At 57.2% G+C, this 26,363-nt stretch carries 23 protein-coding genes; 10 read left to right on the plus strand and 13 right to left on the minus strand.

The window, feature by feature from the left end; translation table 11 throughout:
- Positions 1 to 72 precede the first annotated feature (72 nt).
- On the plus strand, positions 73 to 624 hold the full coding sequence (locus tag BFW38_RS00700; RefSeq protein WP_175400908.1) for a tripartite tricarboxylate transporter TctB family protein: 552 nt from the start codon (positions 73 to 75) through the stop codon (positions 622 to 624).
- 2 nt (positions 625 to 626) lie between these two features.
- Complete coding sequence (locus BFW38_RS00705) at positions 627 to 2,147, plus strand: tripartite tricarboxylate transporter permease (protein WP_068996660.1); 1,521 nt, start codon at positions 627 to 629, stop codon at positions 2,145 to 2,147.
- Positions 2,148 to 2,302: 155 nt separating this feature from the next.
- On the opposite strand, the gene BFW38_RS00710 is transcribed toward BFW38_RS00705, so the two are convergent.
- The 5 genes from BFW38_RS00710 to BFW38_RS00730 form a co-directional block, all read right to left on the minus strand.
- The gene (locus BFW38_RS00710; protein WP_068996661.1) at positions 2,303 to 3,409 is read right to left on the minus strand and encodes a 5-methyltetrahydropteroyltriglutamate--homocysteine S-methyltransferase; all 1,107 of its coding nucleotides are present in this window, start codon (positions 3,407 to 3,409) and stop codon (positions 2,303 to 2,305) included.
- A gap of 238 nt (positions 3,410 to 3,647) precedes the next feature.
- Positions 3,648 to 4,178 (minus strand): helix-turn-helix transcriptional regulator, encoded by a 531-nt coding sequence (locus BFW38_RS00715; protein WP_175400909.1) that lies wholly within the window; start codon positions 4,176 to 4,178, stop codon positions 3,648 to 3,650.
- A 233-nt stretch (positions 4,179 to 4,411) separates the two neighbouring features.
- Positions 4,412 to 5,182 carry an SDR family oxidoreductase gene (locus tag BFW38_RS00720; protein WP_068996663.1) on the minus strand — a complete coding sequence of 257 codons (771 nt, stop codon included), beginning with the start codon at positions 5,180 to 5,182 and terminating at the stop codon, positions 4,412 to 4,414.
- Between the two features lie 64 nt (positions 5,183 to 5,246).
- The gene (locus tag BFW38_RS00725; protein ID WP_068996664.1) at positions 5,247 to 6,047 is read right to left on the minus strand and encodes an SDR family NAD(P)-dependent oxidoreductase; all 801 of its coding nucleotides are present in this window, start codon (positions 6,045 to 6,047) and stop codon (positions 5,247 to 5,249) included.
- Positions 6,037 to 6,855 carry a MoaF C-terminal domain-containing protein gene (locus tag BFW38_RS00730; protein ID WP_068996665.1) on the minus strand — a complete coding sequence of 273 codons (819 nt, stop codon included), beginning with the start codon at positions 6,853 to 6,855 and terminating at the stop codon, positions 6,037 to 6,039. Before BFW38_RS00730 ends, BFW38_RS00725 begins: the two co-directional genes overlap by 11 nt.
- 259 nt (positions 6,856 to 7,114) lie before the next feature.
- On the opposite strand from BFW38_RS00730, the gene BFW38_RS00735 reads away from it, so the two are divergent.
- Complete coding sequence (locus tag BFW38_RS00735; protein WP_068996666.1) at positions 7,115 to 8,509, plus strand: APC family permease; 1,395 nt, start codon at positions 7,115 to 7,117, stop codon at positions 8,507 to 8,509.
- A gap of 126 nt (positions 8,510 to 8,635) precedes the next feature.
- Here the strand turns inward: BFW38_RS00735 and BFW38_RS00740 are convergent, their stop codons facing one another.
- The 4 genes from BFW38_RS00740 to hpaD all read right to left on the minus strand — a co-directional run bounded on the left by BFW38_RS00740 (position 8,636) and on the right by hpaD (position 12,802).
- Positions 8,636 to 10,258: a GMC family oxidoreductase gene (locus BFW38_RS00740; protein WP_068996667.1), complete on the minus strand. Its 1,623-nt coding sequence runs from the start codon at positions 10,256 to 10,258 to the stop codon at positions 8,636 to 8,638.
- Between the two features lie 188 nt (positions 10,259 to 10,446).
- The gene (hpaR, locus tag BFW38_RS00745; RefSeq protein WP_068996668.1) at positions 10,447 to 10,881 is read right to left on the minus strand and encodes a homoprotocatechuate degradation operon regulator HpaR; all 435 of its coding nucleotides are present in this window, start codon (positions 10,879 to 10,881) and stop codon (positions 10,447 to 10,449) included.
- Positions 10,882 to 11,056: 175 nt separating this feature from the next.
- Positions 11,057 to 11,860 (minus strand): 4-hydroxy-2-oxoheptanedioate aldolase, encoded by an 804-nt coding sequence (gene hpaI / locus BFW38_RS00750; RefSeq protein WP_068996669.1) that lies wholly within the window; start codon positions 11,858 to 11,860, stop codon positions 11,057 to 11,059.
- Positions 11,861 to 11,947: 87 nt separating this feature from the next.
- A complete protein-coding gene (hpaD, locus tag BFW38_RS00755) occupies positions 11,948 to 12,802 on the minus strand; it encodes a 3,4-dihydroxyphenylacetate 2,3-dioxygenase (RefSeq protein WP_068996670.1) in 855 nt (284 codons plus the stop codon).
- A gap of 187 nt (positions 12,803 to 12,989) precedes the next feature.
- Between hpaD and hpaA the strand changes: the two genes are divergently transcribed.
- Positions 12,990 to 13,889 (plus strand): 4-hydroxyphenylacetate catabolism regulatory protein HpaA, encoded by a 900-nt coding sequence (gene hpaA / locus BFW38_RS00760; protein ID WP_068996671.1) that lies wholly within the window; start codon positions 12,990 to 12,992, stop codon positions 13,887 to 13,889.
- A 49-nt stretch (positions 13,890 to 13,938) separates the two neighbouring features.
- Here hpaA and BFW38_RS00765 read toward each other — a convergent pair whose 3' ends face one another.
- The 4 genes from BFW38_RS00765 to BFW38_RS00780 form a co-directional block, all read right to left on the minus strand.
- A complete protein-coding gene (locus BFW38_RS00765; protein ID WP_068996672.1) occupies positions 13,939 to 14,739 on the minus strand; it encodes an FAA hydrolase family protein in 801 nt (266 codons plus the stop codon).
- Positions 14,726 to 15,616, minus strand: a complete 891-nt coding sequence (locus tag BFW38_RS00770) for a fumarylacetoacetate hydrolase family protein (RefSeq protein ID WP_068996673.1) — start codon at positions 15,614 to 15,616, stop codon at positions 14,726 to 14,728. The genes BFW38_RS00765 and BFW38_RS00770 overlap by 14 nt, the downstream gene beginning before the upstream one ends.
- 104 nt (positions 15,617 to 15,720) lie before the next feature.
- Entirely contained in the window at positions 15,721 to 17,229 is a 1,509-nt protein-coding gene (gene hpaE / locus BFW38_RS00775; protein ID WP_068996674.1) for a 5-carboxymethyl-2-hydroxymuconate semialdehyde dehydrogenase, read from the minus strand.
- Positions 17,230 to 17,256: 27 nt separating this feature from the next.
- Positions 17,257 to 17,643 carry a 5-carboxymethyl-2-hydroxymuconate Delta-isomerase gene (locus BFW38_RS00780; protein WP_068996675.1) on the minus strand — a complete coding sequence of 129 codons (387 nt, stop codon included), beginning with the start codon at positions 17,641 to 17,643 and terminating at the stop codon, positions 17,257 to 17,259.
- A 489-nt stretch (positions 17,644 to 18,132) separates the two neighbouring features.
- On the opposite strand from BFW38_RS00780, the gene BFW38_RS00790 reads away from it, so the two are divergent.
- From BFW38_RS00790 to BFW38_RS00815, 6 genes are all read left to right on the plus strand, one after another.
- A complete protein-coding gene (locus BFW38_RS00790) occupies positions 18,133 to 20,010 on the plus strand; it encodes an FAD-binding monooxygenase (protein ID WP_068996677.1) in 1,878 nt (625 codons plus the stop codon).
- A 249-nt stretch (positions 20,011 to 20,259) separates the two neighbouring features.
- Positions 20,260 to 23,286, plus strand: a complete 3,027-nt coding sequence (locus tag BFW38_RS00795) for a cytochrome P450 (RefSeq protein WP_068996678.1) — start codon at positions 20,260 to 20,262, stop codon at positions 23,284 to 23,286.
- An 80-nt stretch (positions 23,287 to 23,366) separates the two neighbouring features.
- On the plus strand, positions 23,367 to 24,449 hold the full coding sequence (locus BFW38_RS00800; RefSeq protein ID WP_245686043.1) for a TRAP transporter substrate-binding protein: 1,083 nt from the start codon (positions 23,367 to 23,369) through the stop codon (positions 24,447 to 24,449).
- A gap of 48 nt (positions 24,450 to 24,497) precedes the next feature.
- On the plus strand, positions 24,498 to 24,812 hold the full coding sequence (locus BFW38_RS00805; RefSeq protein WP_068996679.1) for a TRAP transporter small permease: 315 nt from the start codon (positions 24,498 to 24,500) through the stop codon (positions 24,810 to 24,812).
- 12 nt (positions 24,813 to 24,824) lie between these two features.
- Positions 24,825 to 25,004 (plus strand): hypothetical protein, encoded by a 180-nt coding sequence (locus BFW38_RS00810; RefSeq protein WP_068996680.1) that lies wholly within the window; start codon positions 24,825 to 24,827, stop codon positions 25,002 to 25,004.
- A complete protein-coding gene (locus BFW38_RS00815) occupies positions 25,004 to 26,320 on the plus strand; it encodes a TRAP transporter large permease (protein ID WP_068996681.1) in 1,317 nt (438 codons plus the stop codon). The genes BFW38_RS00810 and BFW38_RS00815 overlap by 1 nt, the downstream gene beginning before the upstream one ends.
- The last annotated feature ends 43 nt before the right edge of the window (positions 26,321 to 26,363 follow it).

Genomic DNA, 26,363 nt, shown 5'->3' on the forward strand with positions numbered 1-26,363 from the left:
CATAAAGGGGTCTACTGACTGCGCTATGCATTGGGTTGTGCATGGCGCAGTGTCATTCTCATGGGTGTTGATATGTCTTCTCAGCGAATAACGTTAGGTGGTGGTTTTTACGTGCCAGCCGTATTAGCCGTGATCACGGTGATTTATTTGATCTCGGCGTTGCAGCTTGGGCCGCCGATGAAAGGCGGCAATATGACGGCGGCTTTCTTTCCCATCATGACGTCGATCATGATGTTGATTGCCCTGGCATGCGCCATGGGCCAAGCCGTGAAGCAGGCTCAGCAACAGCGAGCCGCGGCATCGCTGGAGACCGATCGCAGTGCCCCCGATTGCTCAGCGACAAAGCGTCTAGGTGGCGACGATAAACGCCCAAGTTACCTGGGGATTTCTCTAGGGGCTCTGGGCGTTGTCGTGCTGACAGCGGGTTATCTCATTGCCTTTGATCGGCTCGGTTACCTGGTCGCCACCCTCGGCTATGTGCTGTTACTGATTGTTCTGTTTAGCGGGGGGATTAAGCACAATCTCGTCATGAAGTTAGTGGCAACCGTGGTGATTACAGGCGCGGGTTATCTGTTATTTGAAATCGTTTTCCAAGTTCGTTTGCCAACGTTGTGGAGCCTGTAACCATGGACGCTATGAATGGGATTTTGGGAGGCTTTGCGGCGCTGGCTAACCCTGAAACACTGCTCTACATGATCGCGGGCTTCCTGATTGGTATGCTCTTTGGCGCTGTTCCCGGATTAACTTCGGTGCTGGCGATTGCCCTGTTATTACCCTTGACGTACAGTCTGGACGTTTCGACGGCCTTGGTGGCGTGCGCCAGTATCTTTATGGCGGGCATGTGTAGCGGCAGTATTACCGCGACCACGATCAATATTCCCGGTGCGCCCTCGTCGATGATGACGGCGATTGAAGGCTACCCCATGCAGCAGCGCGGCGAGGGGGCTAAAGCCTTGGGGCATGCGGCTTTGGGGTCGATGATCGGGGGCACAATAGGCGCATTGTTGTTGATGGTGGTGTCACCACTGGCGGCTGATGTTGCCTTACTGATTCGAACCCCTGGAAAGTTTTCGCTGATCGCTTTTGCTCTGATCGTCATTATTATTTCGCAACGAGGTTCGATCACTAAAGGGATGATTGCCACACTTCTGGGGGTAATGATCGCTTCCGTCGGTATTGATGTGGTGCAGCCGATCGCCCGCTTTACTTTCGGTACCAGTGCGCTGGTGCAAGGCATTGAAATGATGCCGCTGATCATCGGGACTTTCGCCATTAGCGAGCTATTGGTGCAAGCCGATAGCCGCAGCCTACTCACCGTAGACCCGGGTAAGATCAAGAGCACTTTGATTCGCCGCCGGGATTTCATTCCACCCTGGTCTGAAGTTCGCGAAATTGGCCTGTTGCGATACCTAAAAAGCGCCATCATCGGTTATGCCGTCGGGATCTTACCGGGCGCGGGGGGATCAATGGCGGCGTTTGTCTCTTATGCCGAATCTATGCGCTCTTCCAAGCATCCTGAGCGCTACGGCAAAGGCAGTCCCGAAGGCATCGCGGCCGCTGAGTGTGCCAATAACTCCATGTGTGGCGGGGCCTTTGTGCCTATGCTGACGTTTGGTATTCCTGGGGATCCGACGACGGCGATTGTCTTGGGGGTTTTGGTGATCAATGGCCTACAACCTGGGCCGCAGTTTATGTCGCAGCAGTTGGATCTGGTGGCACCGATGTTCGCGTCTTTGTTCGTGAGTGCTCTGGTCTTGGTGCCACTATCGATCTATTTGTTAGGGCCTTACTTCCTAAAACTAGTGTCGATTCGACGCGATGTGCTCTACTCTAGCATTGCGGTGGTGGCACTGGTCGGTAGCTATGTCGCCACTTACTCCACCTTTCAGATGGCCTTGGCGTTAGTCTTTGGCGTCTTGGCGTATTATCTACGTAAGCAGCAATACCCCACTGTGTGCATGTTGCTGGGTTTCGTTTTAGGGCCGAGCCTCGAAGAATATTGCCGTCGGTCACTGTCCATTAGTGATGGCAATCCCATGGTGTTTTTCACCAGCCCGGACAGTGTGTTCTTTGTTGTGCTGACCGCCATCTTTTTCTACTTCATGGTGATGCGTAAGCCAAAAGAACGTTCATTGAATCAGTCCTAGGCTTAAGCGAGCACCGAGCCCTACCTGCTACGGGGGCTCGGTGCTGAGCGGTAATGGTGTTGAGCGACCATAATGTTGAGCGACTATGGTGTTGAGCGACAATAGGGATAACACGAGTCAGATGTTCTCAGCACTTACCGTCTTATCCTTAGTGCTTAAGATTCTCCCCAGAACTGGTTCGCGATCTCCAATGTGAGGCGGAGTTTATCCCACTGAGCTTGTTCGGCTAAATGATTGCCTTCTTCAGTTGACGCAAAACCACACTGTGGACTCAAGCAAAGTTGTGACTTGGCCACCCAGCGTGTTGCTTCTTCGAGTCGTGCGCGCACGGCATCGGGATCTTCCAGCGTGCCGACTTTGGTTGTGATCAACCCCAGTACGGCTTGCTGATGGCCTTCTGGTATAAAACGTAATGGCTCAAATCCCCCTGCGCGTTCGCTATCGTATTCCAGGAACCAAGCGTCAACACCCACCTGACCAAAGAGTGTTTCGGCGACAGGTTCGTAACCGCCTTCACTGATCCAGGTGGAACGGAAATTTCCTCGGCACACATGTAAGCCGACATAAAGATCTTCCGGCTTATCGGCCAGTGCATGATTAATCATGTCAGCATAAATCGACTGAAGATTTGATGTGTCGAGTCCACGAGCCTGGGCTGCGGCTAACTCTTTTTCTGAGCATAGATAAGCCCAGACAGTGTCATCTAATTGTAGGTAACGACAGCCCGCTTGATAGAAAGCGTGTACGGCATCACGGTAGGCATCCGCGAGGTCTGCGAAGAAGGTCTCGCGTTGAGCATAACGACTATGATCGATGCGACCTGCATTACGAAAATGCAAAACACTCGGGCTTGGGATCGTCATCTTAGGGGTAACGGTGGCGATACTGTTGAGAAAACGGAAGTGATCGAGCATCGGATGTTCAGGGTTAAAACTAATTGGCCCATCAATACGGACTTGTTTGGCGCGGGTTTGTACCCCTTGAAACTGAATGCCTTGTTCACCTTGATAGCCGGTCACGCCATTGAGATGTTCTAAGAAATCGAAGTGCCACCAGGCGCGTCGAAACTCACCATCGGTCACAGTTCTAAGCCCCAGTGCTTCTTGTTGGGTCACCAGTTGCTGGATTTCACGATCTTCCACTGCCTTCAGCTCGACAGCGTTAATCTCACCTTGTTGATATTGTATCCGGGCTTGTTTGAGTGCCTCAGGACGAAGAAAACTACCGACAATGTCGGCACGAAACGGCGGTTGGTCAGACATGAAGAATTCCTTTAAATCACAATATCTATCGGTATGACAACATGAAAGGTCATCATCGAATGGATCATGCACCCATGATGCCCGTCGAGCTGGCATACGGCTATTGGTGACTTTTCACGGCGAACTTGAATTATTTTCATGTCTAGATCCGCTGACGTAGATCCATCTGGGTCATGTTCCTACCGATCGAATCGTGAAGGCCATGATGAAGCTGGCCGGTAATCACACAAGCGGATTATCAATACAATCGGCCGATTAGCTCGGTACGGTTGTTGACCCCTAGTTTGCGATAGAGGTGATCGAGATGGGTCTTGACCGTAGAGGGGGCGATACCAAGCTCGCGAGCTATCGCCTTGTTGCTCAGGCCTTGTCGTAAGAGCGGTACGAGCTGGGTCTCTCGTTCGGTCAGTGCGGCGGGTATTGGCTCGGTAGGCGCCGGGGCGAGTTCGAAGGCGCGTTGGGAGACCGCCAGTTGCAGCATTTCCTGAAGCGATTGTAGTGTGTCGAGCTCGTGGGCGGAAAACCGACCGAAACGCGATTTTCGTAACAATGAGATACCAAGCACTGGGCGGTTATAGGTATAGAGCAACACTTCGGTCACATCGACGACGTCGTATTGGCTTAGAAAATGCTGATAACCCTCATTGTGTTGACGTGATTGCAGTGCTTGGGCGTCCCGTAGGGAGATGACTTGTCGGCCTAACCTTTGGCAGTAAATAGGCTGAAGTGGGTCGAGGTGGCGGTAGCGACGCAGGTAGCAGTTATGCATCTGGTCGAAACCACCGTACAGTTGGAAATTGCACGCACTTAAGCCGCCATCAATGTGGTAAAACGCCGCTAGTGATGCGGGTACGGCGCGGGTGAACGCGTTGAGACAGTATGTGCCAAGGTCTTTTGGAGACTGCATGGCTGGCCGACTCCCTTTTGGTCGAGATCACCAACATAACGAGCCGGCTGTGTGAGGGCAACGTGAATTTATCGCCACAAAGTCCTTCTGACTGCTCAGGTGAGGGCGGTCACACTTTCTGGTAGTAGCGCACCGCCATCGACGATGAGGGTCTGGCCGGTGATGTATTTGGCCAGGTCGGATCCCAGAAACAGCATGGCGTTGGCGATGTCTTCTGGCGCGCCCAGATGGCCCAGCGGAATGCCGCGCTCCAGGCTCTGGCTATGCTCATCATCACCAAGATTGTCCATCGCGGGCGTTCGGATCATACCCGGCTCGACGCCGTTGATGCGGATACCTGCGCCGCCCATTTCAAGCGCCGTGTTGCGGATGAACCCGTTGACTGCGGCCTTGGAAGCGGCGTAGTGGGTCAGACCCGGGTAGGCGACCCGATTGCCGGTGACCGAAGAGGTACACAGGATCACGCCCTTACCTTGTTGCTTGAAACGCGGTAAAAGCGCCTGCGTCATCCAGAACAACGACTGCACGTTGACGGCGAAGGTGCGCTCGACCCGCTCGCGGGTCAGGTCCTCGAACGGCGTCAGCGGGAAGTAGCCGGCGTTGTGAACGAGTACATCGATCGGGTCGTTGTCTTCAATCATGGCGCGGGTGGCGGTCTCGTCGGCCAGATCCACCGGGCAGGCATTGATCTGATGCCCGTCGGCGGTGAGCCGGTCGGCCACGCTTTTTGCTTGTTCTTCGTTGATGTCGGCCAACGTCACCCTAGCGCCAGCCTCAGCGAAGCGAGTCACGATGGCTTCGCCAATACCTTGGGCTCCACCGGTGACCAGCACGTGCTGGCCGCTGTAGTCGATGTTGATGCTCATGAACACACTCCCGTCATGAAAGGAAAAATGGCCGGACTCATGGGCCCGGTGGTACGCTGTAGGCTCAGGCGGTTGGCGCCAGCGCCTCGAAAGCAAGCGTCGGCATATCGACGACGTGGGAGCCGCCATCAGCCATGATCATGCTGCCTGTGATGATGGCCGACGCCGGGCCGATCAGGAAATCGCAGATGTGGGCAATCTCGTCGGCGCTGGCGGGTCGGCGCAGTGGCACGTTCTGAGTCACACGGGTGTAGGCGTCATCGAGGGATTCGTTGTAGTGCGCCATCAGCGGCTGCATTTCTTCATCGGCCATCGGCGTTCGAATCCAGCCCGGGCAGACGCAGTTGACCCGCACCCCCTTAGGCCCGAAATCCCGGGCCATCGAGCGCGTCAGCCCGACGATCGCATGCTTGGCGGTGGTATAGCCGCACACCTCACCGCCGGCCTGGAACGAGGCCAGTGACCCCAAAAGCACCATGGTGCCTTGCTGTTTCATCAGGTGCGGCAGGCAGGCGCGTGCACTATAGAACGCGGTATCCAGATTCAGGCGCATCGACAGCTGCCAGTCCTCGTCGGTTATCTCGGTGGCAGTGCCGAGACCATGGCCGCCGGCGCTGCAGATCAGGCTGTCGATTCGACCGTACGTCTCGATAATCCGTTGGCAGAAGCCCTCCCAGTCCGAGGCGCTGGCAGCGTCGCCTGAGAGTACCAGCCCGCCGGTATCGGCGGCCAAGGCCTCAAGCGGGGTCTTGCGACGTCCGATCAGTACCACATTATGACCCAGTGCCGCCTGCTGGCGGGCGCATGCTTCGCCGACGCCGGTGCCGGCGCCGGTAATGACGATGGTCTTGGTCTCAGTGCTCATCGGGGTACTCCGTTTCGTTCAGACGCTGGCAGTAGGAAGCCATCGGGAAGTTGGCCAGCGGCGCGTCTTCGGTATCGCCCACACCGAAGATCTTGCCGTCACTTCTGTGGTTTTGCTCATCGATCATGACGATGCCGAGCGTCGGAACAATTTTTTCGCGCCAGATGAACAGATAAAGGTCGTCGCTGATCTTGTAGTAGTGACAGGCGTCGGTATCGCACAGGTTTTTTTCCACACCCTTAAGGCAGTGCCAGGTGTAGAAGTTTTCGTTGAGGTAGACGTGTTCGTACACCTCGGTCGGGCTGTAGCGGTAGAGGTTGCGCACGCCGATCAGTTCATCGGTCTTGACGTGCGGACAGACGTCCTCGCGATACGCCTGGTTGACGGCACCGTGGCTGATCTCGACCTTGACGTCGGTCAGCGCCCGACCGCCGAGGGCGCGCTCGTAGAGTCCGGTCTTGATGACATCGAACGTGGGCAGGGTGCCGATAACCTGGGTATAGCTGTCGGTCAGCGTATCCAGTACCACGGTGTGGGATTGGGTCGGCTGTGCACGCTCGTCCAGCCAGTCCAGCAGGTAGACGCCCTGACGCAGTGAGGTGATGCGGACCTGGACCGTCTCGTCGTTGTTGATTTGAAGCTGATCTTGGTCGATGCCAAGGCTTCGAACCTTGCCGTCGGCGTCATGCAGCTCGATTTTCTTGCCGCTGAGGTCAGCCGAGTTATCTAGCGCGTATGAGTCTGTCTCGAAGCCTTTCTCAAGGCCGGTGACCGAGATCCAGTCGCTGTGGGTAGAGGATGCTGTCATGGTGTTCTCTCCTGGAACCGAGTGAGGTGGACGGCGCCATATGGCCGTCAACGCTTCTATCCTCTGTATGGGTCTCTCCGAGCGCTATCCCCCGAATGGGGGAGGACGACCATGGTCGAGTGAGTTTGGCGACGGGGGCAAGCAGGGGTAAATTTCTGGCAGCACCGAACAAGAATGAATGATGAGCAGCGTGCAGATTGAAACCTAGTGTGTCCGTGTACGCCCAACAATAATTAAACCGGCCAGGAGAACGCTCATCATGACAGACACTTTAAAGACCGGGACGATGCCCCAAGTCAGCGACCCCACGCACCAGCACCTCGGTTTCAAAACCATGATTGCGATCTGTATCGGGACCGTAGTCGTTCAAGGGGCCATGGCATCGGCCTTGCTAGGATTCGGTATCGGGGGCTTGAGTTTTTTGGCCGCTATGTTGGTCGCCACACTGTTGGCCGTTTGCAATGCGATGTCTTTTTCAGAGCTGTCACTGATGTACCCTCAGGCGGGGACGCTGGCCACCTATACCCAAAAGGCCATCGGCCATTTTCCGGCGATTGTGTCGGTGTTTGCTGGCTATGTCGTTGTGGCCATCTTCGCGATTCCGGCCGAGTTCTTACTGGTGGATGCACTTTTACAAACACTGTTTCCTGAAACATTGCCTTCGCATCTGATACCGGTGTTGCTGCTGGCAACACTGGCCCTACTCAATATCCTGGGCACTGACGTCTTTGCCAAACTGCAGAATGTATTTACTTTTGCCATGGTCGTCGCTATCGCGCTGGTGGGGGTTACGGCAATGATCCAGCCGCCCTCGGCGGAAATTGCCCAGACCGCAGTCGGTATTGATTGGGGGATCAGTGGCATCGTCGATGGCAGTTTCATCGGCTTGGTCGCGTTGGCCATGTGGATGTTTGTCGGCTGCGAGTTTGTCTGTCCGATGATCAGTGACATTCGTCAGCCGGAAAAGCGTATTCCGCGCGCCATGTTTCTGTCGTTGGGCATCATCTTCGTACTGTTCTCGCTCTTTTGTCTTGGTGCGGGTCATTACCTCTCCGCCGAGACACTGACGACGTCACCACTGCCATATCTCGACCTGGTGGATGGTGTGTTTGGCAAGTCGGGGCTCATCATTGCCACGGTGATGGGGATCACCGCCACCTGTAGTACGGTCAATACTGTATTGGCTGCGGTGCCACGCATGATGGCGGGTATGGCCGACAATGGTCAGGCGTTCGGCATTATGGGCAAGCGACATCCGCGCTATGACACGCCCTGGGTCGGCATTGTGTTTCTGGCCGCAGGCGTGCTCATCCCCTTTTTGTTGATCAAGCCCGACCAGATTATTTCGCTGGTGATCGCAGCCGCGACCAGTTGGCTTCTGGCTTATATCGTTGCGCACATTGATGTCATGGTGCTGCGTCGGAGTCGACCCCAGCATCGTCGCCCGTACCGTACACCGTTCTATCCACTGCCTCAGATCGTGGGTATTGCCGGTATGGCCTACGTGGCCGCCAACGCCTCGCCATCGCCGGACATGACCGCTTTGATCTATACACTTTTAGGCGTGGTGTTGGGCATTGTCAGCCTGATCGCCATTGTCTGGGTCAAGTTCAAAATGAAAAAGGGGCTTTTTGAGCCGGATCTGAGTGATTGAATTTGTGACTGATGATGTCCCTAAACGCACCCTCGGGGTCCTTTTGCGCGCTTGAGCACGAGCGCGCTTTTTTGTGAGTAGAACCGATGTCCGCGGGGGTCTTCAATATGAAGCTCCCCGTTCGTTTCAGGCCGCATTGATCACATGGTCAGCGGCTTTTTCTGCAACAGCGATAGTCGGTGCATTGGTATTGCCGCCTGGGAGGGTAGGGAAAACCGAGCAATCGATGACCCTAAGCCCCTCTACTCCATGAACCTTGAGCTCGAGATCGACCACCGAATGCTCGGCATCAGGGCCCATGCGACAGGTCCCTACCGGGTGATAGGTCGTTTTACAATATTGGCGTACAAAGGCTTCTAGTGTCTTCTGGCTGTCAGTGTGGCTCTGTGCCATCAGCTGGCGTGCCTCAGGTGGAGAAAAGACATCATGGATTAAACTCGATAGCGATGGTGTGTCGAGAAACGCCATGCCCGCTCGTAGTGAGCGTACCTGATGTTCGATATCTTCAGGCGCATCCAGATAGTGGGCATGAATTTCGGTGACTAACCGATTGCCTGAATTGGCCAGTCGCACATGACCTCGCGAGACGGGGCGTAGGTGACCTACTTTGAGCGTAATCCCATGGGTTTGGCCACGACCAATACCGTTAGGGTCGTCCCATGTGTCGAGGATCGGCATGAAGTGAATTTGAGTATCCGCACGTCCCTCATTGGCAGTATCCAGAAAGGCCCCGCCTTCCAACACATTGGACGTCATAAGCCCGCGACGATGAAGTAGCCACTCGGCTCCATGGCTTAATGCTCGCAGACCACGATCTTCACCATAAAGGGATACCGGATCTTTAAGGCTGGCATTGATTGACATATGTAAGTGATCTTGCAAATGATCCCCGACGGGGAGGTTGCTAAGACACTCAATGCCATGCGCGCTCAGATGATCCTGGTGACCAATACCAGAGGCCATCAGAATTTTTGGACTACCGATCGCACCGGCACTGAGGATCACTTCGCGGCGGGCGTGAAAGGTCATGTCGCCCTTTTTGGCGTGACGGGCCTGTACGCCAGTGGCGCGGCCTTTATTGATGACCACTCTTTCAATATCGGTATTGGTTAAAACGGTCAGACGAGGATGCTGGCGCACTGGCTTTAGATAGCCTTTCGAGGCGCTGTAGCGTTCACCTTCGAAGGTCGTGGTTTGATAGTAGCCGACGCCCTCGCGAGCGTTGTCATTGAAGTCGTTAACGTAGGGCAGCCCAAGCTCCTGACCGGCGCGCACGAACGCTTGCGACAGCGGATGGCGATAGCGATTTTCACTCACCTTGAGCGGGCCGTTATGACCATGGAGGGGGCCCGCGAGCGATTCGTTGCTCTCGCTCTTGATGAAATACGGCAACAAGCTGTCATAGTTCCAACCGGTGCAGCCGTTGTCGACTTCCCAGGCGTCATAGTCACTGCGATGGCCGCGGATATAGATCATGCCGTTGACCGAACTGCTGCCGCCGATCATGCGCCCTTGGGCGATGGACATCGTACGATTGTTGGTCGCCGCGTGCGGCATGGTCATGTAGGGCCAGGTATGAGTTGGAATCACTTTGCCGACTGCGGCGGGCATACGGATCAGAAGACTTGAATCTGAGCCGCCGGACTCAACTAAAAGAACCGTGACTTCCAGCGCCTGGAGTAGGCGATGGGCGATGACGCACCCGGCCGAGCCGGCCCCAACGATGATGTAGTCGTAGTGATGCTGCATACTTTTCTCCTTGAATCGTGAACGCCTGGGGATATCAAGGAGAGATTAGGAAGCTGGTCAAAGGGTTAATTGACCGAGCGTGACAAGCCATTGCCTGAGCCTGCCTTGGCTAATAAAGTTCTTGTATATTAAGAGGTTAAATGGAAATACTTTAGTAGCATATAGGTGCTGATAGGCCGGGTTAGGTCTCAATCGTTAGGATCAAGCTGTTTCACTTCATTGAGTAGACTCATCAGCATATGGTATTTCTCTGGCCCCAACTGTTGCTGGATCTTTTGATATTGGCGCATCATTTCGCCTTTCATGTTCTCGAACAGGGCGTTGCCCTCAGGCGTTAGGGTGACGCATAGTCGACGTTGATCGGTTTCAGGCTTCCAGCGATGCACTAAGCCGTTTTGTTCAAGGCGCATGAGTACACCGGTCAGGCTCGGGCGTAGAATGCAGGCTCGCTCGGCCAATTGATAGCTCTCAAGCGTCTGTTCTTCCGCCTGCCATAGGGTTCGAACGACTCGCCATTGTTGTTCGGTGATGCTGTTGTGGTTAAGGTGCGGCCTAAAAAAATCCATGGCGGATTCGCGGGCCTGAAGCAGGGCCAGAGTCAGGGAAGGGGTTGGAGACGCCATGTTCTACCTTGTTTGGAAAGTCACTGAAGGATTCGTATCCTGACGGCTAAGCTCTAAACTGTCGAGACCTTGGTCGTAAATATAGGGCGGGCTCGACCGAATATTGGCCGAGCCTTGATCAACCCCAATATTAATGCTTTAACTTTGTCTTCTGAGGATTGGGTCCTCGTAGAATTTAGTAGACTGAAGACGTCGGTTGTACCGGGGCGTCGTTCCCCTTGAACTCGCCCGCGAGCGTTTTCAGCGCGCCCATCAGCACACTGGTGTCCACGCCCACGGCCACGAAGGTGGCGCCCAGTTCGAGATAGTGCCGAGCGAGGGCCTTGTTGGCTGAGAGGATACCAGCAGCCTTGCCCGCCTTTTGAATACGAGCGATCCCGTCTTCGATGGCGGCTTGCACGTCTTCGTGCCCCGGATTGCCGCGATGGCCGAGCGAGGCACTCAAATCCGCCGGGCCGATAAAGACACCGTCGACCCCCTCGACGGCCGCAATTTCGTCCAGGTGTTTGAGCCCTTGCTGAGTTTCGATCTGCACCAATAGGCAGAACTCGTCATCGGCGTGATCAAGATAGCCCGGAATTGAATTCCAGCGCGAAGCACGCGCCAAGGCGCTACCGACACCGCGAATACCCTCCGGCGGGTAGCGAGTGGCGCGCACCAGCTCACGTGCCTGTTCAGCAGTGTCCACCATGGGCACCAGTAACGTTTGCACGCCCACATCCAGGTACTGCTTGATCGTCGCGGCGTCACCTACCGGGGGGCGGGCGATCGGTTGAACAGGGTAAGGTGCCACCGCTTGAAGCTGATCGAGGAGGGTACGAAGATCATTCGGCGCGTGCTCGCCGTCAATCAGCAACCAATCGAAACCGGCATTGGCGGCAAGCTCGGCGCAGTAGCCATTGGCAAGCCCTAGCCAGAGACCAATTTGAGCCTCCTGGTGGCCAAGGGCCTGCTTGAAGGTATTGATGGGCATGTCCATGGAAGACTCCTCAGCAACGAATCACATTAAACGTATCCACATTCAACGTATTCAAATTCAACGTATCCACCTTAAAAGCGCGTCGCATTAAAGCGGAAAAACGGCGTTAATCTGGCCAGTTCCTGAGCTGCCGAACGGGGCCGTTACAATTTCGGCCGGGCGGTCATAGCCCTCACCGAGTACCCCCAGTAGCATGGCGGTATCATGCATGCCGCCTTCGCCGTAGCAGTGCTCGGCGTATTCCGGCAGCATTTTGCGAAATTCGTCGAATTTGCCCTCGCGCCACAGTTCCACTACGCGAATATCCATCTGGCGATCGAACTCTCGTGACCAACGGTGGAGGTTTTGCTTGGCGAGGTTGTTATCGGTAAAACGGTGCGACAGTGAGCCAGAGGCGAGCACCATGACCTTATGGTCGCTGGCCTCAATCGCCTCGCGTATGGCAGCACCAAAACGGATGCTATCGTTCAAATCGTGCCAGGCATCCCAGGCGGCGATAGAAATCACCTTGAAGGCTTGATCGTTGGGCACATCCATATGCATGTAGCGCATGGGCACCAAGGTGCCATATTCGAGCTTAAGACTCTCGATGTTGTGCGCCATGGTGCGGATATCGGAGCGGTTGGCGTATTCGGCGATCGATCGACCTAGTTCGGGACAGCCATCGTAGCGGTAAGCCATGTTCTTAATGAAGTGCGGTAGCTCATTGCTGGTGTAGACGCCTTCGAAATGATCACCGCAGTTGATGTGGTAGCCACTGTTGACCAGCCAGTGGGTGTCGAAGACGACGACAACGTCGACGCCGAGTTCGCGGGCACGACGACCGATCTCTTTGTGGCCGGCAATGGCTTCGGCACGGCAGCCATGGTGTTCACCCGGCTGTTCAGAGAGGTACATCGAGGGGACATGTGTGATCTTGGCGGCAAGTACGATTTCACCCATGAGAAAATTCCTTGCAGTGGACGGACGGGACCGAAGGTCTTAAGCGTGAGTCAGGCACTAAACGTGAGTCAGGCACCAAACGTGAGTCAGACAATGTCATGGAACGACATGACCGTCGGTGGTTAATATGTCGGGGGGTAATAAGATCTATTGGGCGGAGGCTCCGCACGAACTCAGGAATATCGCTATGGCGCTTGATCCCATTCCCAACATTACGATCGGTCAGGAATACGATCAGCGGTACGCCGATGCGACGGTGCATTACGATGCGCTGGACCGGATGGCGGATTTCTATGGCCGCAACATGCCCGTGCATCATCACGACCGCTTCTTTCAAGTGCACTATGTCAAACGTGGCATGGTGCGGGTTTATCTGGATGAACGGCAGTTTCACCAGCAAGGCCCGCTGTTTTTCCTGACACCGCCGACCGTGCCGCACTCTTTTACCACGGAGGAGGGCAGTGACGGTCATGTTCTGACGGTCCGTCAGCAGCTGGTGTGGTCGCTGCTTGAGGAGCTGCCTGAGCTGGGCGATGCCTCGATGGTGGCGCCTGTCTGTGTCGCGACTGGCCGCGTGAGCGAGGCGTCGCGGCTTGATGTCAACCGCATCGAGCGGCTGTTTGATGAATTGCGTCTTGAATTCGAAGCCGACCGCCCGGGCCGTGAAGTGACGCTGATGATGTTGACGCGGCTGATTTTTGTGAGCCTGTTTCGGCTGTCGGCCAGTTCTCTGACCGCTCAGAGCGTGCGTCACGATGAGCTGTCGCTGTTTCATCGCTTCAATCTGGAGGTCGAGGCCCACTACACTGAGCACTGGACGCTGACCGACTATGCGCGTGCGCTCAACGTCACTGAAGCGCGTCTTAACAGTGTCTGCCGTCGTATCGCTGGCGTACCCAGCAAACGCGTGGTGCACGACCGTGTGATGCAGGAGGCACGACGACTTCTGACCTTCACTCGAATGGGCGTCAATGAGATCGGTTATCGGCTCGGGTTTCAGGATCCGGGCTATTTCTGTCGCTTCTTTGCACGTCATGCCAACACCACTCCCTCAAGTTACCGTCGAGCCCAGCCTGGCCATCGATAGCGGGCCTATTATCGATAGTGGACCTATTGCTCGACAGCGGGCCTGTTGCCTAGTCGAACGTCAACGATACGGTGCCGAACGCGCCGTAGTCTGCTTCGATCCGGCTGCCGGATGGGCATTCCACCGGGCCGATAAAAGAACCCGATAAAATCACTTGGCCGGCCTCAATGCGCTGGCCATAGGTGGCCATCCGCCGCGCCAGCCACACCAGCCCTGTGACCGGGTCGTCCAGTACGCCAGCGCCCAGGCCGGTGGCGACCACGTCGTCGTTGTGTTTGACAATGGCGCCGACCCAGCGTAGATCGAGTGCGTTCGGGTCGTGGCGCGCTGTCCCGAGCACGATGCCGGCATTGGCGGCGTTATCGGACACGGTGTCGAAGATCACCCGAGATTGGCCGGTCTCGGTGTCTTTTCGAACGATACGGGTGTCGAGGATCTCAAGGGCTGGCGTCACGTATTCGGTCGCGGCCAGCACCGCTTCGCGGGTGACCTCGCCCTCAAGCGGTGTCTTCATCACAAAAGCGATCTCGGCTTCGATGCGGGGGGCGATGAAGTGACCCTTCGGAATGACCGCACTCGTGTCATAGCGCATATAGTCGTAGAGCACACCGCTGTCCGGGGTGTCGATGCCGAGCGCGTCCTGCATCACTTTGGAGGTCAGCCCGATCTTCCAGCCGAGAATGGCGTGATCCTGGGTTTTGCGCGTCATCTGGGCTGTCTGGATCGCATAAGCATCGTCTAGCGTCATGTCCGGGTAGCGTTTGGACAGCAGCCCGATCTGCTTGCGGGTCGCTTCTGCCTCCAGCAGCGCCTCGGCGGCTTCAGCGATCTGGGTCTCAGTCAGTGCCATGTCGTTCGTCCTCCACACCGTTGATCAAGGTGCCAATGCCGTCGGCCTCGATCTCGATCACATCGCCCGGTTTGAGCCAGATCGGTGGATCGAAACGGGCCCCGGCGCCGGTAGGCGTACCGCAGACGATCACATCGCCTGGGACCAGGGTGGTGAAGGTCGAGACGTAATTCACGATGTAGCGGAAGTCGAATATCATCCGTGAGGTGCGGTCGTGCTGGCGTACCTCGCCGTTGACGCGGGTGGTCAGTTCGATGTCATCGAGCTGTTCGGCACGTTTGAACGGCACCAGCCACGGACCGATAGCACCGGTGGCGTCGAAGTTCTTGCCTTGGGTGACATTGAATTTGGCGTGGCGGACCCAGTCTCGAATCGTGCCCTCGTTGCACAGCGTCAGCGCGGCGATGTGCTCATAGGCCTTCTCGCGCGCAATCCGGCGGCCGCCCTTGCCAATGACGATGGTGATTTCGCCTTCGTAATCGAGCTGTTCGCTCTCCGGCGGGCGCACGATGTTCTCGTGATGACCGACGAAGCTGCGCGGAAAGCGGATGAACAACGACGGTTTGCTGGGCGCTGTTTGGCCGTCCTTGTACTCTTCGTTGCGCGAGGGGAAGTTGACGCCGACGCAGATCAGTTTTTCCGGGTGAGCGATGGGGATCAGGTAGGTCACGTCTTCTTCGCGGTAGCTTGGACTGCGGCCTTCGGCAACACTTAAAAGCTCATCCATGGCGCCCGCCTCAATGACTTCTTTAAGGCCCTTGAAGCGGCTGCCGAATTCGGGGGTTAGATCGACAATACCGTGATCGGTGACGACACCGAAGCGATCGGCGCCGTTGGCACGAAAGGACGCAAGGCGCGGGGGAAGAGGGGTACTCATAAGCATTCTCCTGACGACCCGAGTGATCTCGGGCCCTTTGAATCATGGGGTGATGCCTGCGGCGGATCGTTCAGGCCGCAGCGCATCGCGCTGTTCACCAGCGGTTAGCCGAGTTTCGGCACTGGGTGCACCTTACGTGGGAAGGAGACATTGACCGTCTCCATATAGAAATCGAACGACCAGTCGCCACCATCGCGGCCGATACCCGATGACTTCACGCCACCAAAGGGCGATTCCAGGTGGCGCACGTTTTCTGAGTTGACCCAGATCATGCCCGCTTCCAGCGCGTCGGTTAGGCGCATGGCGCGGTCGAGGTCATTGGTCCAGAGATATGCGGCCAAGCCGTACTGGGTGTCATTGGCTAAGCGCAATGCCTCTTCTTCATCCTTGAACGGAATGGCCGTGAGCACCGGGCCAAAGATCTCTTCTTGGGCGATGGTCATGTCGTTGCGTGCGTGAGTGAACAGGGTCGGGCGTACGAAGCAGCCTGCCTCACCGACTTTTTCACCCCCCGCGGCGATGGTCGCGCCCTCTTCGCGTGCCTTGGCGAAGTAGGACAGCACCTTCTGTTCGTGTTCGGGGTGGATCAGTGGGCCGACCACGGTTTCTGGGTCCAGCGGATGGCCGACTTTGACGCCGTTGGCGACTTCGGCGACGCGGCGGGTGACCTCGTCATAAATGCGCTCGTGCACCAGCAGGCGTGAGGACGATGTGCAACGCTCGCCGTTGAGCGAGTAAATCATGAAGGTGGCGGCGTTAACGGCGCGGTCGATGTCAGCGTCATCGAACACAATGACTGGATTCTTGCCGCCTAGCTCGAAGTGGAAGCGTTTCAGCGTCGGCGCGGCTTGGGCCATGATCAGCTGGCCGGTATGGCTTTCACCGACGAAGGCGATGGCCTTGATGCCAGGGTGTTCGGTCAGGGCCTTGCCCGCGCCTTCGCCCATGCCGTTGACGAGGTTCAACACGCCCTTGGGCAAACCGGCTTCCTCGGCGATCTCGACCAGTAGCTTGGCGGTCATTGGTGAGAACTCCGCCGGCTTGTGGACCACCGTGCAGCCCGAGGCCAGCGCCGGAGCAATCTTCCAGGTCGAGAGCATGAACGGCGTGTTCCAGGGAGTGATCACGCCGACCGGCCCCAATGGGCGTTTGGAGGTGACGTTCATCTGGGTGTCGTTGCGTAGTGCTTGGCCGTCTTCGGCTTGCGGAGCGCGGTCGGCAAAGAAGCGGAAATTGGCCGCGCCGCGAATCGCCGCCTTGGACATGAAGCGCAGTGATTGACCGGTGTCCATGCACTCAGTGAAGGCAATTTCTTCGGCACGCGCTTCGATCGCTTCGGCCACCTTGATCAGAATCGCACGACGCTCTTTGCCTGGTGTCTTGCTCCAGCTCTTGAACGCTTTTTCGGCGGCCTTGACGGCGCGGTCGATATCGCTGGCGTCACCATGAGCGACGTTGGCCAGTGGCGCCAGATCCACCGGCGACAGCGTCTCGAAGGTCTTGCCGGAGTCAGCGGCGACTGATTCACCGTTGATGTGGTTCAAGACGCCTTGCTCACGAAACCGCTGCATGTACTGCTGTGCGCGGTCGATGTTGTCGTTCAATTGACTCATCAAGCATCCTCCTGAAGGGATATAGGTTCACTGTTGGGAAAGTCGTGCGTGGATGGGCGTGTCTTTCCAGCTCAATACGGCGTCGATTTCGCGGATTTCCAGCGAGAGGGCGAAATGTGGTGTGGCCAGCGGGTCCGTCAGCACCTTCTGGACGGCAGCAAATAGCGCGTCACCGGCCGCTTTGAGATCACGCTGGGCGCGTCCGCTGCCGACACTCAACGTCATGGCCAGAAAGTCGTTTTGAGGATGGTCGTCGGCCACGATGCAATGATCGGCGGCAAAAGCGCGGATCCGAATCCCTGCCGTCGGAAAAAGTACGGATGCCACCATCACCTGATGGGCAGCGCGACAAACCTCTTGAATATCGACGCGCTGCTCGAGACTGGATGAGTATTCAATATGTAAATGGGGCACGTCGTTCTCCTGAGTCGTTTGAAGCCTTTGGTCGTCTGAAGCTGTTGATCACCTGAACCTGTTGATCACCTGAATCGTGATGTGGGCAAACGGCCAAAATTTCATTTCATTAATATATTAATCATATGTGGGGCGACTCCTGTCAAGCATTCTCATCTCATCATTTAGATGGGGGTGACATTGCAGTCTGTGACACCTAGTTGACTGTGTTAGACAATGGCTTGAATAAATTATTTATAGATTAACGAAATAATAAGTCGATTAGGGCATAAGCCGACCAAGGTAGGGGCTATATTGATGAAAAGTACAATTAAGTCGCTGTAAAACACATCCTCATTGATCTCTTGGGTCTGCAGCATGAAAAGGGTGAGGGCTTGAGGTCGTGTCGTTAGGCGTGAGCACTTTGTGTATTGCACTTCATTTGTGCCGCTTTGTGCCGCCGGGCCTGATTCAGTCCGTTTCGATTCAAACAATAATGAGGAGTCAGTCATGCAATTCCATCATCACGGCTATGTATCCGGCGATCCCCGTGTTCAACCCGCGCTCGGCGAAGGGCTTGATCGCCCTGAGACGTTGCCCGACGAGGTTGATGTGCTGATTGTAGGGACTGGGCCTGCCGGTATGATCATGGCCGCTCAGCTGGCGCAGTTTCCGCATATTCGTACTCGCATTATTGAGCGCCGAGCGGGCCGGCTCGAAATCGGTCATGCCGATGGTATTCAGGCGCGTAGCGTTGAAACGTTTCAGGCGTTCGGTTTTGCCGACCGGATCACCGCCGAGGCGTATCGGATCACCGAAATGGCCTTCTGGAAGCCAGACCCGGCGCGCCCGGAACACATTATGCGCGTGGCACGTACACCGGATGACCCTGAAGGCATCAGCGAGTTTCCCCATTTGATCGTCAACCAGGCGCGGGTGCTCGACTATTTGGCTGAGTCCGCTGCCAATGGCCCGGCACGCATACGCCCAGACTTCGGCATCGAATTCCAGGGGCTTGAGGTCGAGGGCTCGGGTGATTACCCCGTGCGCGTCTCACTCAAGCATGTGGCCGGGCCGGAAAGCGGCCGCGAGCGCACGATCCGCGCCCAATATGTCGTCGGTTGCGATGGTGCGCATAGCGGGGTGCGCCGCGCGATTGGCTGTACGTTAAGTGGCGACCAAGCCAATCATGCCTGGGGCGTGATGGATGTGATGGCCAAGACCGACTTTCCGGATATTCGCACCAAATGCGCCATTCAATCCCACGCCGGGGGCAGCATTCTGCTGATTCCTCGTGAGGGTGGGCATCTGTTTCGAATGTACGTCGATCTCGGCGAAGTGCCGGCCGACGGCACAAACGAGGTGCGCAATACCTCCATCGAGCAGATCATCGCCAAGGCCAATGCGATTCTCACGCCTTATACACTGGATGTACGCAATGTTGCTTGGCACAGTGTCTACGAAGTGGGGCACCGTCTTACCGACCGCTTCGACGATGTCGAAACCCCAGACTCTGGCCGCTTGCCCCGTGTGTTTATCACCGGTGATGCCTGTCATACCCATAGCGCCAAGGCAGGCCAGGGGATGAACGTTTCAATGCAAGATGGCTTTAATTTGGGCTGGAAGCTCGGCCACGTTTTGTCGGGACGCAGTCCCGCTACGCTGCTCTCCACTTATTCTGCCGAACGCCAGGTGGTGGCCAGGAACCTGATCGACTTCGATAAGCAGTGGTCGACGATGATGGCCAAGCGCCCGGAAGAGTTCGACACCCCTGATGAACTGGAGGCTTTCTATACCCGCACTATTGAGTTTCCCGCGGGCTTTATGACCGAGTATGAGCCGTCGCTGATTACCAATGACACTGATTACCAAGCCTTGGCGACGGGCTTCCCCGTGGGCAAACGCTTCAAGTCTGCGTGGGTTTCGAGGGTGTGCGATGGTAATCCGTTGCAGCTAGGCCACCAGGCCACAGCAGACGGCCGTTGGCGTCTCTACGTCTTTGCCGATGCTGCGCCCGGCCAAGCGGATTCGGCGACTCAGCGGCTTGCCGACTGGCTGGTGCAGGCGGCTGACTCGCCCCTCAATGCCCCCCAGCTCGGCGGTGCCTGGGTCGATGGGTTCGATATCAAAGTGATTTATCCAACGCCTCATGAGGAGGTCTCGATCACGGCGGTGCCTTCCGTGTTCACCCCAGACGTCGGTCCGTTTGCGTTGACCGATCTCGAAAACGTGTTCGGTGTGATCCCCAGTGATTCCATTTTCACGGCTCGTGGTATCGCGCGTGAAGGTGCTGTGGTCGTGGTCCGTCCCGATCAGTATGTGGCCGATGTGTTGGCGCTTTCCGATACCCCTCGTCTTGGCGCGTTCTTTAAGCGTTTGCAGGCATAGCGCGACCTTCCTTTTATTCATGTTTTTTATGAAAAATACAATGCTGAATCAGCCGACCCGCATAAGCGGGTCGGCTGATTCAGCTAAAAAAGCGGTTTCTTTACACAAAGTATAATAGTTAATTTATTAATAATTGGCGCAAAGTATATACATTAACTTATTAATGACTGATTTTTTTAATGGGTCGCCCATGCGTTAACTCTCGATCGATGACTTTTATTGAGCCGCTGTCCTTCTTCCGGAGATCGTATGAATCACGCCAATCCTTCTCGACCAGCTCCAGTCGCGGACTGGATCGATATCAAGACGCTCTACCACGACCCCTATCCGATCTACGAACGTCTGCGTCGTGAAGGAGGGGTTCACTGGGTACCCAGTGTCAATCGCTATCTAATCACCAGCTACGAGGCCGTGATCGCCACCGAACATGATCAGGAAACCTTCTCTGCCAACGAGCACGATTCGTTGCAGATCCGTGCCATGGGCCATTCGATGTTGCGCCGCGACGATCCTGAGCACTACCGCGAGCGTCGCCAGTGGCAGAGTGTGTTCAAGCCGAGTGTGGTCAAGAACGTCTGGACCCAGGCTTTCCATGAAAAGGCTCGGGAACAGCTTTCCAAACTTGTCGATAAGGAGTCGGGTGCGGATTTGATCTGGGATTTTGCGGCGCCTTTTGCGGCGGAGTGTTTGAAGGAGCTCCTTGGGCTCCACAACGTTTCGTCGGAGGATATGCAGCGCTGGTCACAGACGCTGATCGACGCCACCGGCAATTACGCCAACGATCCGGATGTTTGGGCTGCCGGCAAGCGTTCGTTTGACGAGGTCGATATCGCGCTCGATGAAATGCTCGAGTGGCACCGGCATAACCGCGACCATTCGCTGATATCGTCACTGCTTTCCTCGCCTGAGGAGCAGATGCCGATAGAGAAGATCCGCGCCAACATCAAGATGAGCATCGGTGGCGGGCTCAATGAGCCACGCGATGCGCTAGGCGTGGCGGCCTGGGCGATGCTGACCCACCCTGATCAACGCCGGGCCGCCGAGCGTGACCCGAGCCTCTGGTCGACGGTGTTCGATGAATCCATCCGTTGGATCGCGCCGATTGGGCTGTACTCGCGCCAAACGACTCAAAAGACTGTGCTGGCCGGTGTCGAGCTGCCCAAAGGTGCCCGCTTGGGTATTTGCATTTTGTCGGCTAACCGCGACGAGTCGGTATGGGAGCGCGCGGATGAGTTCGATATCTACCGCGAGGTCAAGCCTCATTTGGCCTTCAGCAAGGGCACCCACGTCTGTCTTGGTGCGCGGGCGGCGCGAGCCCAGATCGCCGACGTCGCCTTACCGCTATTATTCAACCACCTGAAAGGGCTACGAGTTCATCCTGATCGCGAGCCCACCATTGGCGGCTGGGTATTCCGAGGCATGCTCTCTCTGCCGGTCACTTGGGAGAGCGTCGTTCCCTTCAAGGGCAGCGGCGCTGACGCGGCCGCCTCTGCCATTACCTGCGAGGCTGAGGCAACGCACCACATCGCCATCGTTGGCTCGGGCCCGGCGGGCTGTTTCACGGCGAAAGAAATCCAGCGCTGCATGCGTGGTGCCCATATCGATCTGATCGATCGCTTGCCGGTACCTTACGGGCTCTTGCGCTACGGCGTGGCCGGCGACCATCAGGGCACCAAGGCCGTTTCGCGCCAGTTCGACCGGCTGTTCGATTCGCCTAAAGTACGCTTCATTGGCAATACCACTATCGGCGATCAGATCTCCTTCGAGGCGCTGCGCGCGGACTACGACGCTGTGGTCGTCGCCTCCGGAGTGTGTGCAGATCGTCGACTCCACATTAACGGTGAAGACCTGACCGGTGTGTTCGGTGCAGGCGGCATTACTCGACGGCTGAACGGTCACCCGTACGAAACGACCACCCCGACGTTAGGTCGGCGCGTGGCGATTATCGGCCAAGGCAACGTGGCCATCGATGTGCTTCGGCTATTGTCGATTGGATCAGAAGAACTCAAAGGCAGCGACATCGACGCCGCCGTTCATGAAGCGCTGACTCGTGACATCGACACGCTGCATATTATCGGCCGCTCGAGTGCCGAGAAGGCCCGCTTCGACCCGGTCATGATTCGCGAGCTGGGCCGCTTTGCGAGCATCGAACATCGTCTCCATGGCGTCGATCTCGACCGCGTGCCGGAAGGCAAGGATGCGCGGTTGGACGCGTTACGCACATTGCCAGGCGCCTACCAGGTTAAGGTTGAGGGCGCGCCATCCATGACGGTCGAATGGTGGTTCGAAGCCACCCCTGAGCAGATCAATGGACAGGGCAAAGTCGAAGGCGTTTCCTTGGGCCTCGGCGGCGAAACAATCTCGCTGGCGGTGGACTCGGTGATTACTGCCATCGGCTTCGTTCCCGATCCAGAAGATGTCATATCCAAAGCGCTGGCCCAGCTTCCCCGGGCCTCTGACACCGGGCGCGTGGAGGCGGGGCTTTATCTGGCCGGATGGTTGCGTCGTGGTGCCAGGGGCACGATTCCCGATCAGCGTACCGATGCTCGGGCGTTAGCGGGTGTGATCAGCGGTGACATCGCCGCCGGTGAGGTGACGTGTACTCGCAGTGGGATGACGCCTCCTGTGGATGCGACCGATATTGACGGCTGGTGGCGCATCGATCACCAGGAGCGCGATCAAACCGCGCCGGACCGGGTGCGTACCAAACTGACTACGCTCGAAGCGCTGCTCGAGTCAGCGCGGGACGAGTCGATCGTGTTCGAGCGTCGCACTCAAGGTGTGGTCGGTGACGGCAAAAGCCTAGGCGATTTGTCCGTGAGTGTACTGTTCGGCACCGAGTCGGGTAACGCCGAACTGGTGGCCGAGGAAATCGGGCAGATGCTTGACGGCCGCTGCGCGGTGGACGTGGCCGACCTGGGCGATGTCGACCCACACGCTCTCGATCCTAACCGGCTCTATCTGATTGTCTGCTCGACCTACGGTGACGGCGATGTGCCGGGCGGAGCGAACAACTTTTATCAGACGCTTCGCGATGGCGCCCCGGATATTTCCGGCATTCGCTTTGCGAGCTTGGCACTGGGTGATAGCAGCTACGCCCGCACCTACTCCCGTGGCGGCGAGCTACTTACCGAGGCGATGGTGGCCTGTGGCGCAATACGTATCGGCGAGTTCGGCCGCCATGATGCCAGCGGCCCGCTGATGGCCTCTGAGGTCGCACTGGATTGGGCCGAGGGGGTACTGAGTTTGGTGTTGAGCGAAGACCCGGCAACCTGAGCCCCGCGACGGGTTGAATCCTTCATTTTCATTCATCGCCCGAGGGCAAGACTTAAATCTAAAGCACCATGAGAGGGACAATGATCATTATGAAAACAATAATAAAACATGCTCCTGGCCGACTTCAGCGGCTACTCTTGGCCAACATCATCACCTTGCTCTGCGGGCTTGTAAGCGCTCAAGCCCTGGCCGCGACGACGCTGCGCATCACTCATTTTTTGCCCTCGGTGGCCAGTGTTCAACGCGGTGTTCTTGAGCCCTGGTGCGCCGATCTGGAAGCACGCGCCGAGCACACGATCCGCTGCCAGATCTATCCCGCCATGCAGCTGGGGGGAATCCCTTCGCAGTTGCCCGATATGGTGCGCAACGGTGTGGTCGACATTGCCTGGACGGCACTGGGCTACTCTGCCGGACGCTTTCCACGCAGCGAGGCGCTGGAACTACCTTTTATGCTGCCGGCTGGCGGTGTGACGGCTAGTCAGATCGCCTGGGACTTCGTCCAGGGCCCGGCGCGAGACGACTTTGCCGACTATCACGTGCTGGCCGTGCATAGCGATGGCGGCGCTGTTTTCCATTCTCGCCCTCGTGCCATTCACGGTATTGACGATATGGTCGGGTTGAAGCTTCGCGCGCCGACCCGAATGGCCTCGCGGCTGATCGATGCACTCGGCGCTTCGGCGGTGAGCATGCCGCCGGGCCAGATTGCCGATACGCTGGCCAAGGGCGTGATCGATGGCGCCTCGGCGGGCTGGGAGGTGGTGCCGCCGACCAAGCTCGACGAAGTCACTCACTACCACACTGAGTCGGCATCGGATCAAGCCACACCGACGGTAACCGTGCTGGCCTTTTTAATGAACAAGCAACGTTATGAGCAGCTGCCCGCGCAAGCCCGCGAGGCGCTGGATTCGCTCAGCGGTGAAACCCTCTCGCGCCGCTTTGGTCGTGCCTGGGACAACGCCATCGTGCCGGTGCGTATGCGGCTTGAAAACGACCCCGAGCAAACGGTTATTGCCCTGGACAATGCCGCTTACGAGGCCATGCGAGACGCCTCGCAAGGCGTGACGGATGACTGGATGGCCTCTTCTGCGGGCGACATTGACCGAGCCGCGTTGGTGGATTCGCTGCGCGCGATCGTGGATCGCTACGTCAATCTACGCCATTAAACGCTGCGCGATTACCGCTACGATCACTGTGACCAGGGAGAGCCACCCATGATTCAACCTTTTTTAAAACGACTCTCAGCAGGGCTTGCGCTTATGGGCGGCTTGCTGTTGTTGGGCGCCATCACATTGTCACTTTTCTCTATGGTGGGGCGTCGGCTCTGGGCGACGCCCATCACCGGCGATATGGAGCTGTTGCAGATGACTATGGCGGTTGCCGTGGCCTGTTTTCTACCGTTATGTGAAATCAACGACCGCCATATCCGCGTCGATATCATCGCCTCAGCACTGCCTGCGAGGGTCAATCGGGGACTGCTGGCGATCTCGCATCTGGTGTTGGCCGTCGTCAGCGCGCTTCTGCTATAGCGCACAGCACTGATGACCGAAGACAGCTTTCTTTATCACGCGCAAAGCGTTCAGCTGGGGTTGCCCGAAGGCGCTTTTCAGGTCGCCATGCTGCCAGGGCTTGCGCTCATGAGCCTGTGTGCGCTGTATCAGAGCCTGCATCATCTGACCCACGATGAGGCCACGATCCTGACTGATGAGGAGGGCATCTGATGGAAGGACTGACGATGGGGGCTGTGGCACTCGGAGGTATGCTGGCGCTGCTGGGATGCAGACTGCACGTTGGCGTGGCGATGATGATGGCTGGAGCCCTGTGCTATTGGCTGGTTTATGACGGCGATACCCACGCGCTGTTGTATACGTTGAACAATCTCGTATATGCGCGGTTTTCGAGCTATGACCTCGCTGTCATTCCTATCTTCGTGCTGATGGGGCAGTTTGCCATTCATGGCGGGCTCTCGGCGACCCTCTTTCAAGCCAGCGCCAAGTGGATTGGACATTGGCGCGGTGGCCTTGCGATGTCGGCGGCGGGGGCTTGTGCTGGGTTTGGCGCCATCTGCGGCTCATCGCTGGCCACCGCGACCACCATGAGTCAGGTGGCCCTGCCTGAGCTCGAACGCCATCGCTACAGCAAACGCCTCGCCACGGGGACCATCGCGGCGGCCGGGACACTAGGTATTCTGATCCCGCCCTCGGTGCCGTTGATCGTTTACGCCGTACTGACCAATTCGTCGATCACCACGCTGTTCATGGCGGCCGTCTTGCCGGGGCTGCTCGCTGTGGCAGGCTACTTCGTGGTGATTCGGCTGCTGGCCGTGCGCGCCATGGGCGGTGTCGAGGCCTCTCCGCGCTACAGTTGGGCCGAGCGGTGGGCAAGTTTGCGCGATATTGCGCCGGTTCTGGTGATCTTCTTCGTGGTGATCTTTGGCCTCTACGGGGGCTGGGCGAATCTGACCGAGGCGGCGTCACTCGGCGCAGCGGCCTGCGGGGTCTATGCCATGTGGCAGGGGATGCGCTGGCCCGGGCTTGCCAAAAGTTTGCTGGGCACCGCTGAGGCCAGTGCGATGATTTACCTCGTCGTCATCGGCGCTGATCTACTCAACAGCGGGCTGGCTTTGGGGCAAATGCCCACTGCGCTGGCTGACTGGGTCTTGGGTAGTGGACTCGCGCCACTGGCGATTCTCATGGTGGTGTTGGCGATCTATCTGGTGCTTGGGTGCATGATGGATTCGCTGTCGATGATTTTGCTGACGATTCCGATCTTCTTCCCGATCATCATGCAGCTTGAGCTGTTCGGGCTGACTGGGCCGGAGAAGGCGATCTGGTTCGGTATCGTCGCCTTGATGGTGGTCGAGATCGGCCTGATCACGCCCCCCATGGGGATGAATCTGTTCATCGTGCAGAAGTACAGTCAGGGCGCGACGTTGGGTACCGTTAGCCGGGGCATCCTGCCCTTTCTCGGTGCCGACATGGTGCGCATCGCCATCGTCGTGTTCGTCCCGGCGCTGTCGCTGGTATGGCTCGGCTAAGTGACGCGCCCAGGGATGGACGCTTGATCGTCATCGTCGAGCC

This window comes from Terasakiispira papahanaumokuakeensis (assembly GCF_001709345.1).
Classification (GTDB): Bacteria; Pseudomonadota; Gammaproteobacteria; order Pseudomonadales; family Halomonadaceae; genus Terasakiispira; species Terasakiispira papahanaumokuakeensis.

Bases quoted from the DNA above. Each gene is read 5' to 3' on its own strand.
- hpaA (WP_068996671.1), top strand. From the start codon at position 12,990: ATGGCGCTTGATCCCATTCCCAACATTACGATCGGTCAGGAATACGAT.
- BFW38_RS00720 (WP_068996663.1), bottom strand. From the start codon at position 5,182: ATGAGCATCAACATCGACTACAGCGGCCAGCACGTGCTGGTCACCGGT.
- BFW38_RS00815 (WP_068996681.1), top strand. From the start codon at position 25,004: ATGGAAGGACTGACGATGGGGGCTGTGGCACTCGGAGGTATGCTGGCG.
- BFW38_RS00735 (WP_068996666.1), top strand. From the start codon at position 7,115: ATGACAGACACTTTAAAGACCGGGACGATGCCCCAAGTCAGCGACCCC.
- BFW38_RS00715 (WP_175400909.1), bottom strand. From the start codon at position 4,178: ATGCATAACTGCTACCTGCGTCGCTACCGCCACCTCGACCCACTTCAG.
- BFW38_RS00770 (WP_068996673.1), bottom strand. From the start codon at position 15,616: ATGAGTACCCCTCTTCCCCCGCGCCTTGCGTCCTTTCGTGCCAACGGC.
- BFW38_RS00740 (WP_068996667.1), bottom strand. From the start codon at position 10,258: ATGCAGCATCACTACGACTACATCATCGTTGGGGCCGGCTCGGCCGGG.
- BFW38_RS00705 (WP_068996660.1), top strand. From the start codon at position 627: ATGGACGCTATGAATGGGATTTTGGGAGGCTTTGCGGCGCTGGCTAAC.
- BFW38_RS00710 (WP_068996661.1), bottom strand. From the start codon at position 3,409: ATGTCTGACCAACCGCCGTTTCGTGCCGACATTGTCGGTAGTTTTCTT.
- BFW38_RS00800 (WP_245686043.1), top strand. From the start codon at position 23,367: ATGATCATTATGAAAACAATAATAAAACATGCTCCTGGCCGACTTCAG.
- BFW38_RS00805 (WP_068996679.1), top strand. From the start codon at position 24,498: ATGATTCAACCTTTTTTAAAACGACTCTCAGCAGGGCTTGCGCTTATG.
- BFW38_RS00765 (WP_068996672.1), bottom strand. From the start codon at position 14,739: ATGGCACTGACTGAGACCCAGATCGCTGAAGCCGCCGAGGCGCTGCTG.
- BFW38_RS00700 (WP_175400908.1), top strand. From the start codon at position 73: ATGTCTTCTCAGCGAATAACGTTAGGTGGTGGTTTTTACGTGCCAGCC.
- BFW38_RS00725 (WP_068996664.1), bottom strand. From the start codon at position 6,047: ATGAGCACTGAGACCAAGACCATCGTCATTACCGGCGCCGGCACCGGC.
- BFW38_RS00795 (WP_068996678.1), top strand. From the start codon at position 20,260: ATGAATCACGCCAATCCTTCTCGACCAGCTCCAGTCGCGGACTGGATC.
- hpaD (WP_068996670.1), bottom strand. From the start codon at position 12,802: ATGGGTGAAATCGTACTTGCCGCCAAGATCACACATGTCCCCTCGATG.
- hpaI (WP_068996669.1), bottom strand. From the start codon at position 11,860: ATGGACATGCCCATCAATACCTTCAAGCAGGCCCTTGGCCACCAGGAG.
- hpaE (WP_068996674.1), bottom strand. From the start codon at position 17,229: ATGAGTCAATTGAACGACAACATCGACCGCGCACAGCAGTACATGCAG.
- hpaR (WP_068996668.1), bottom strand. From the start codon at position 10,881: ATGGCGTCTCCAACCCCTTCCCTGACTCTGGCCCTGCTTCAGGCCCGC.
- BFW38_RS00790 (WP_068996677.1), top strand. From the start codon at position 18,133: ATGCAATTCCATCATCACGGCTATGTATCCGGCGATCCCCGTGTTCAA.
- BFW38_RS00810 (WP_068996680.1), top strand. From the start codon at position 24,825: ATGACCGAAGACAGCTTTCTTTATCACGCGCAAAGCGTTCAGCTGGGG.
- BFW38_RS00730 (WP_068996665.1), bottom strand. From the start codon at position 6,855: ATGACAGCATCCTCTACCCACAGCGACTGGATCTCGGTCACCGGCCTT.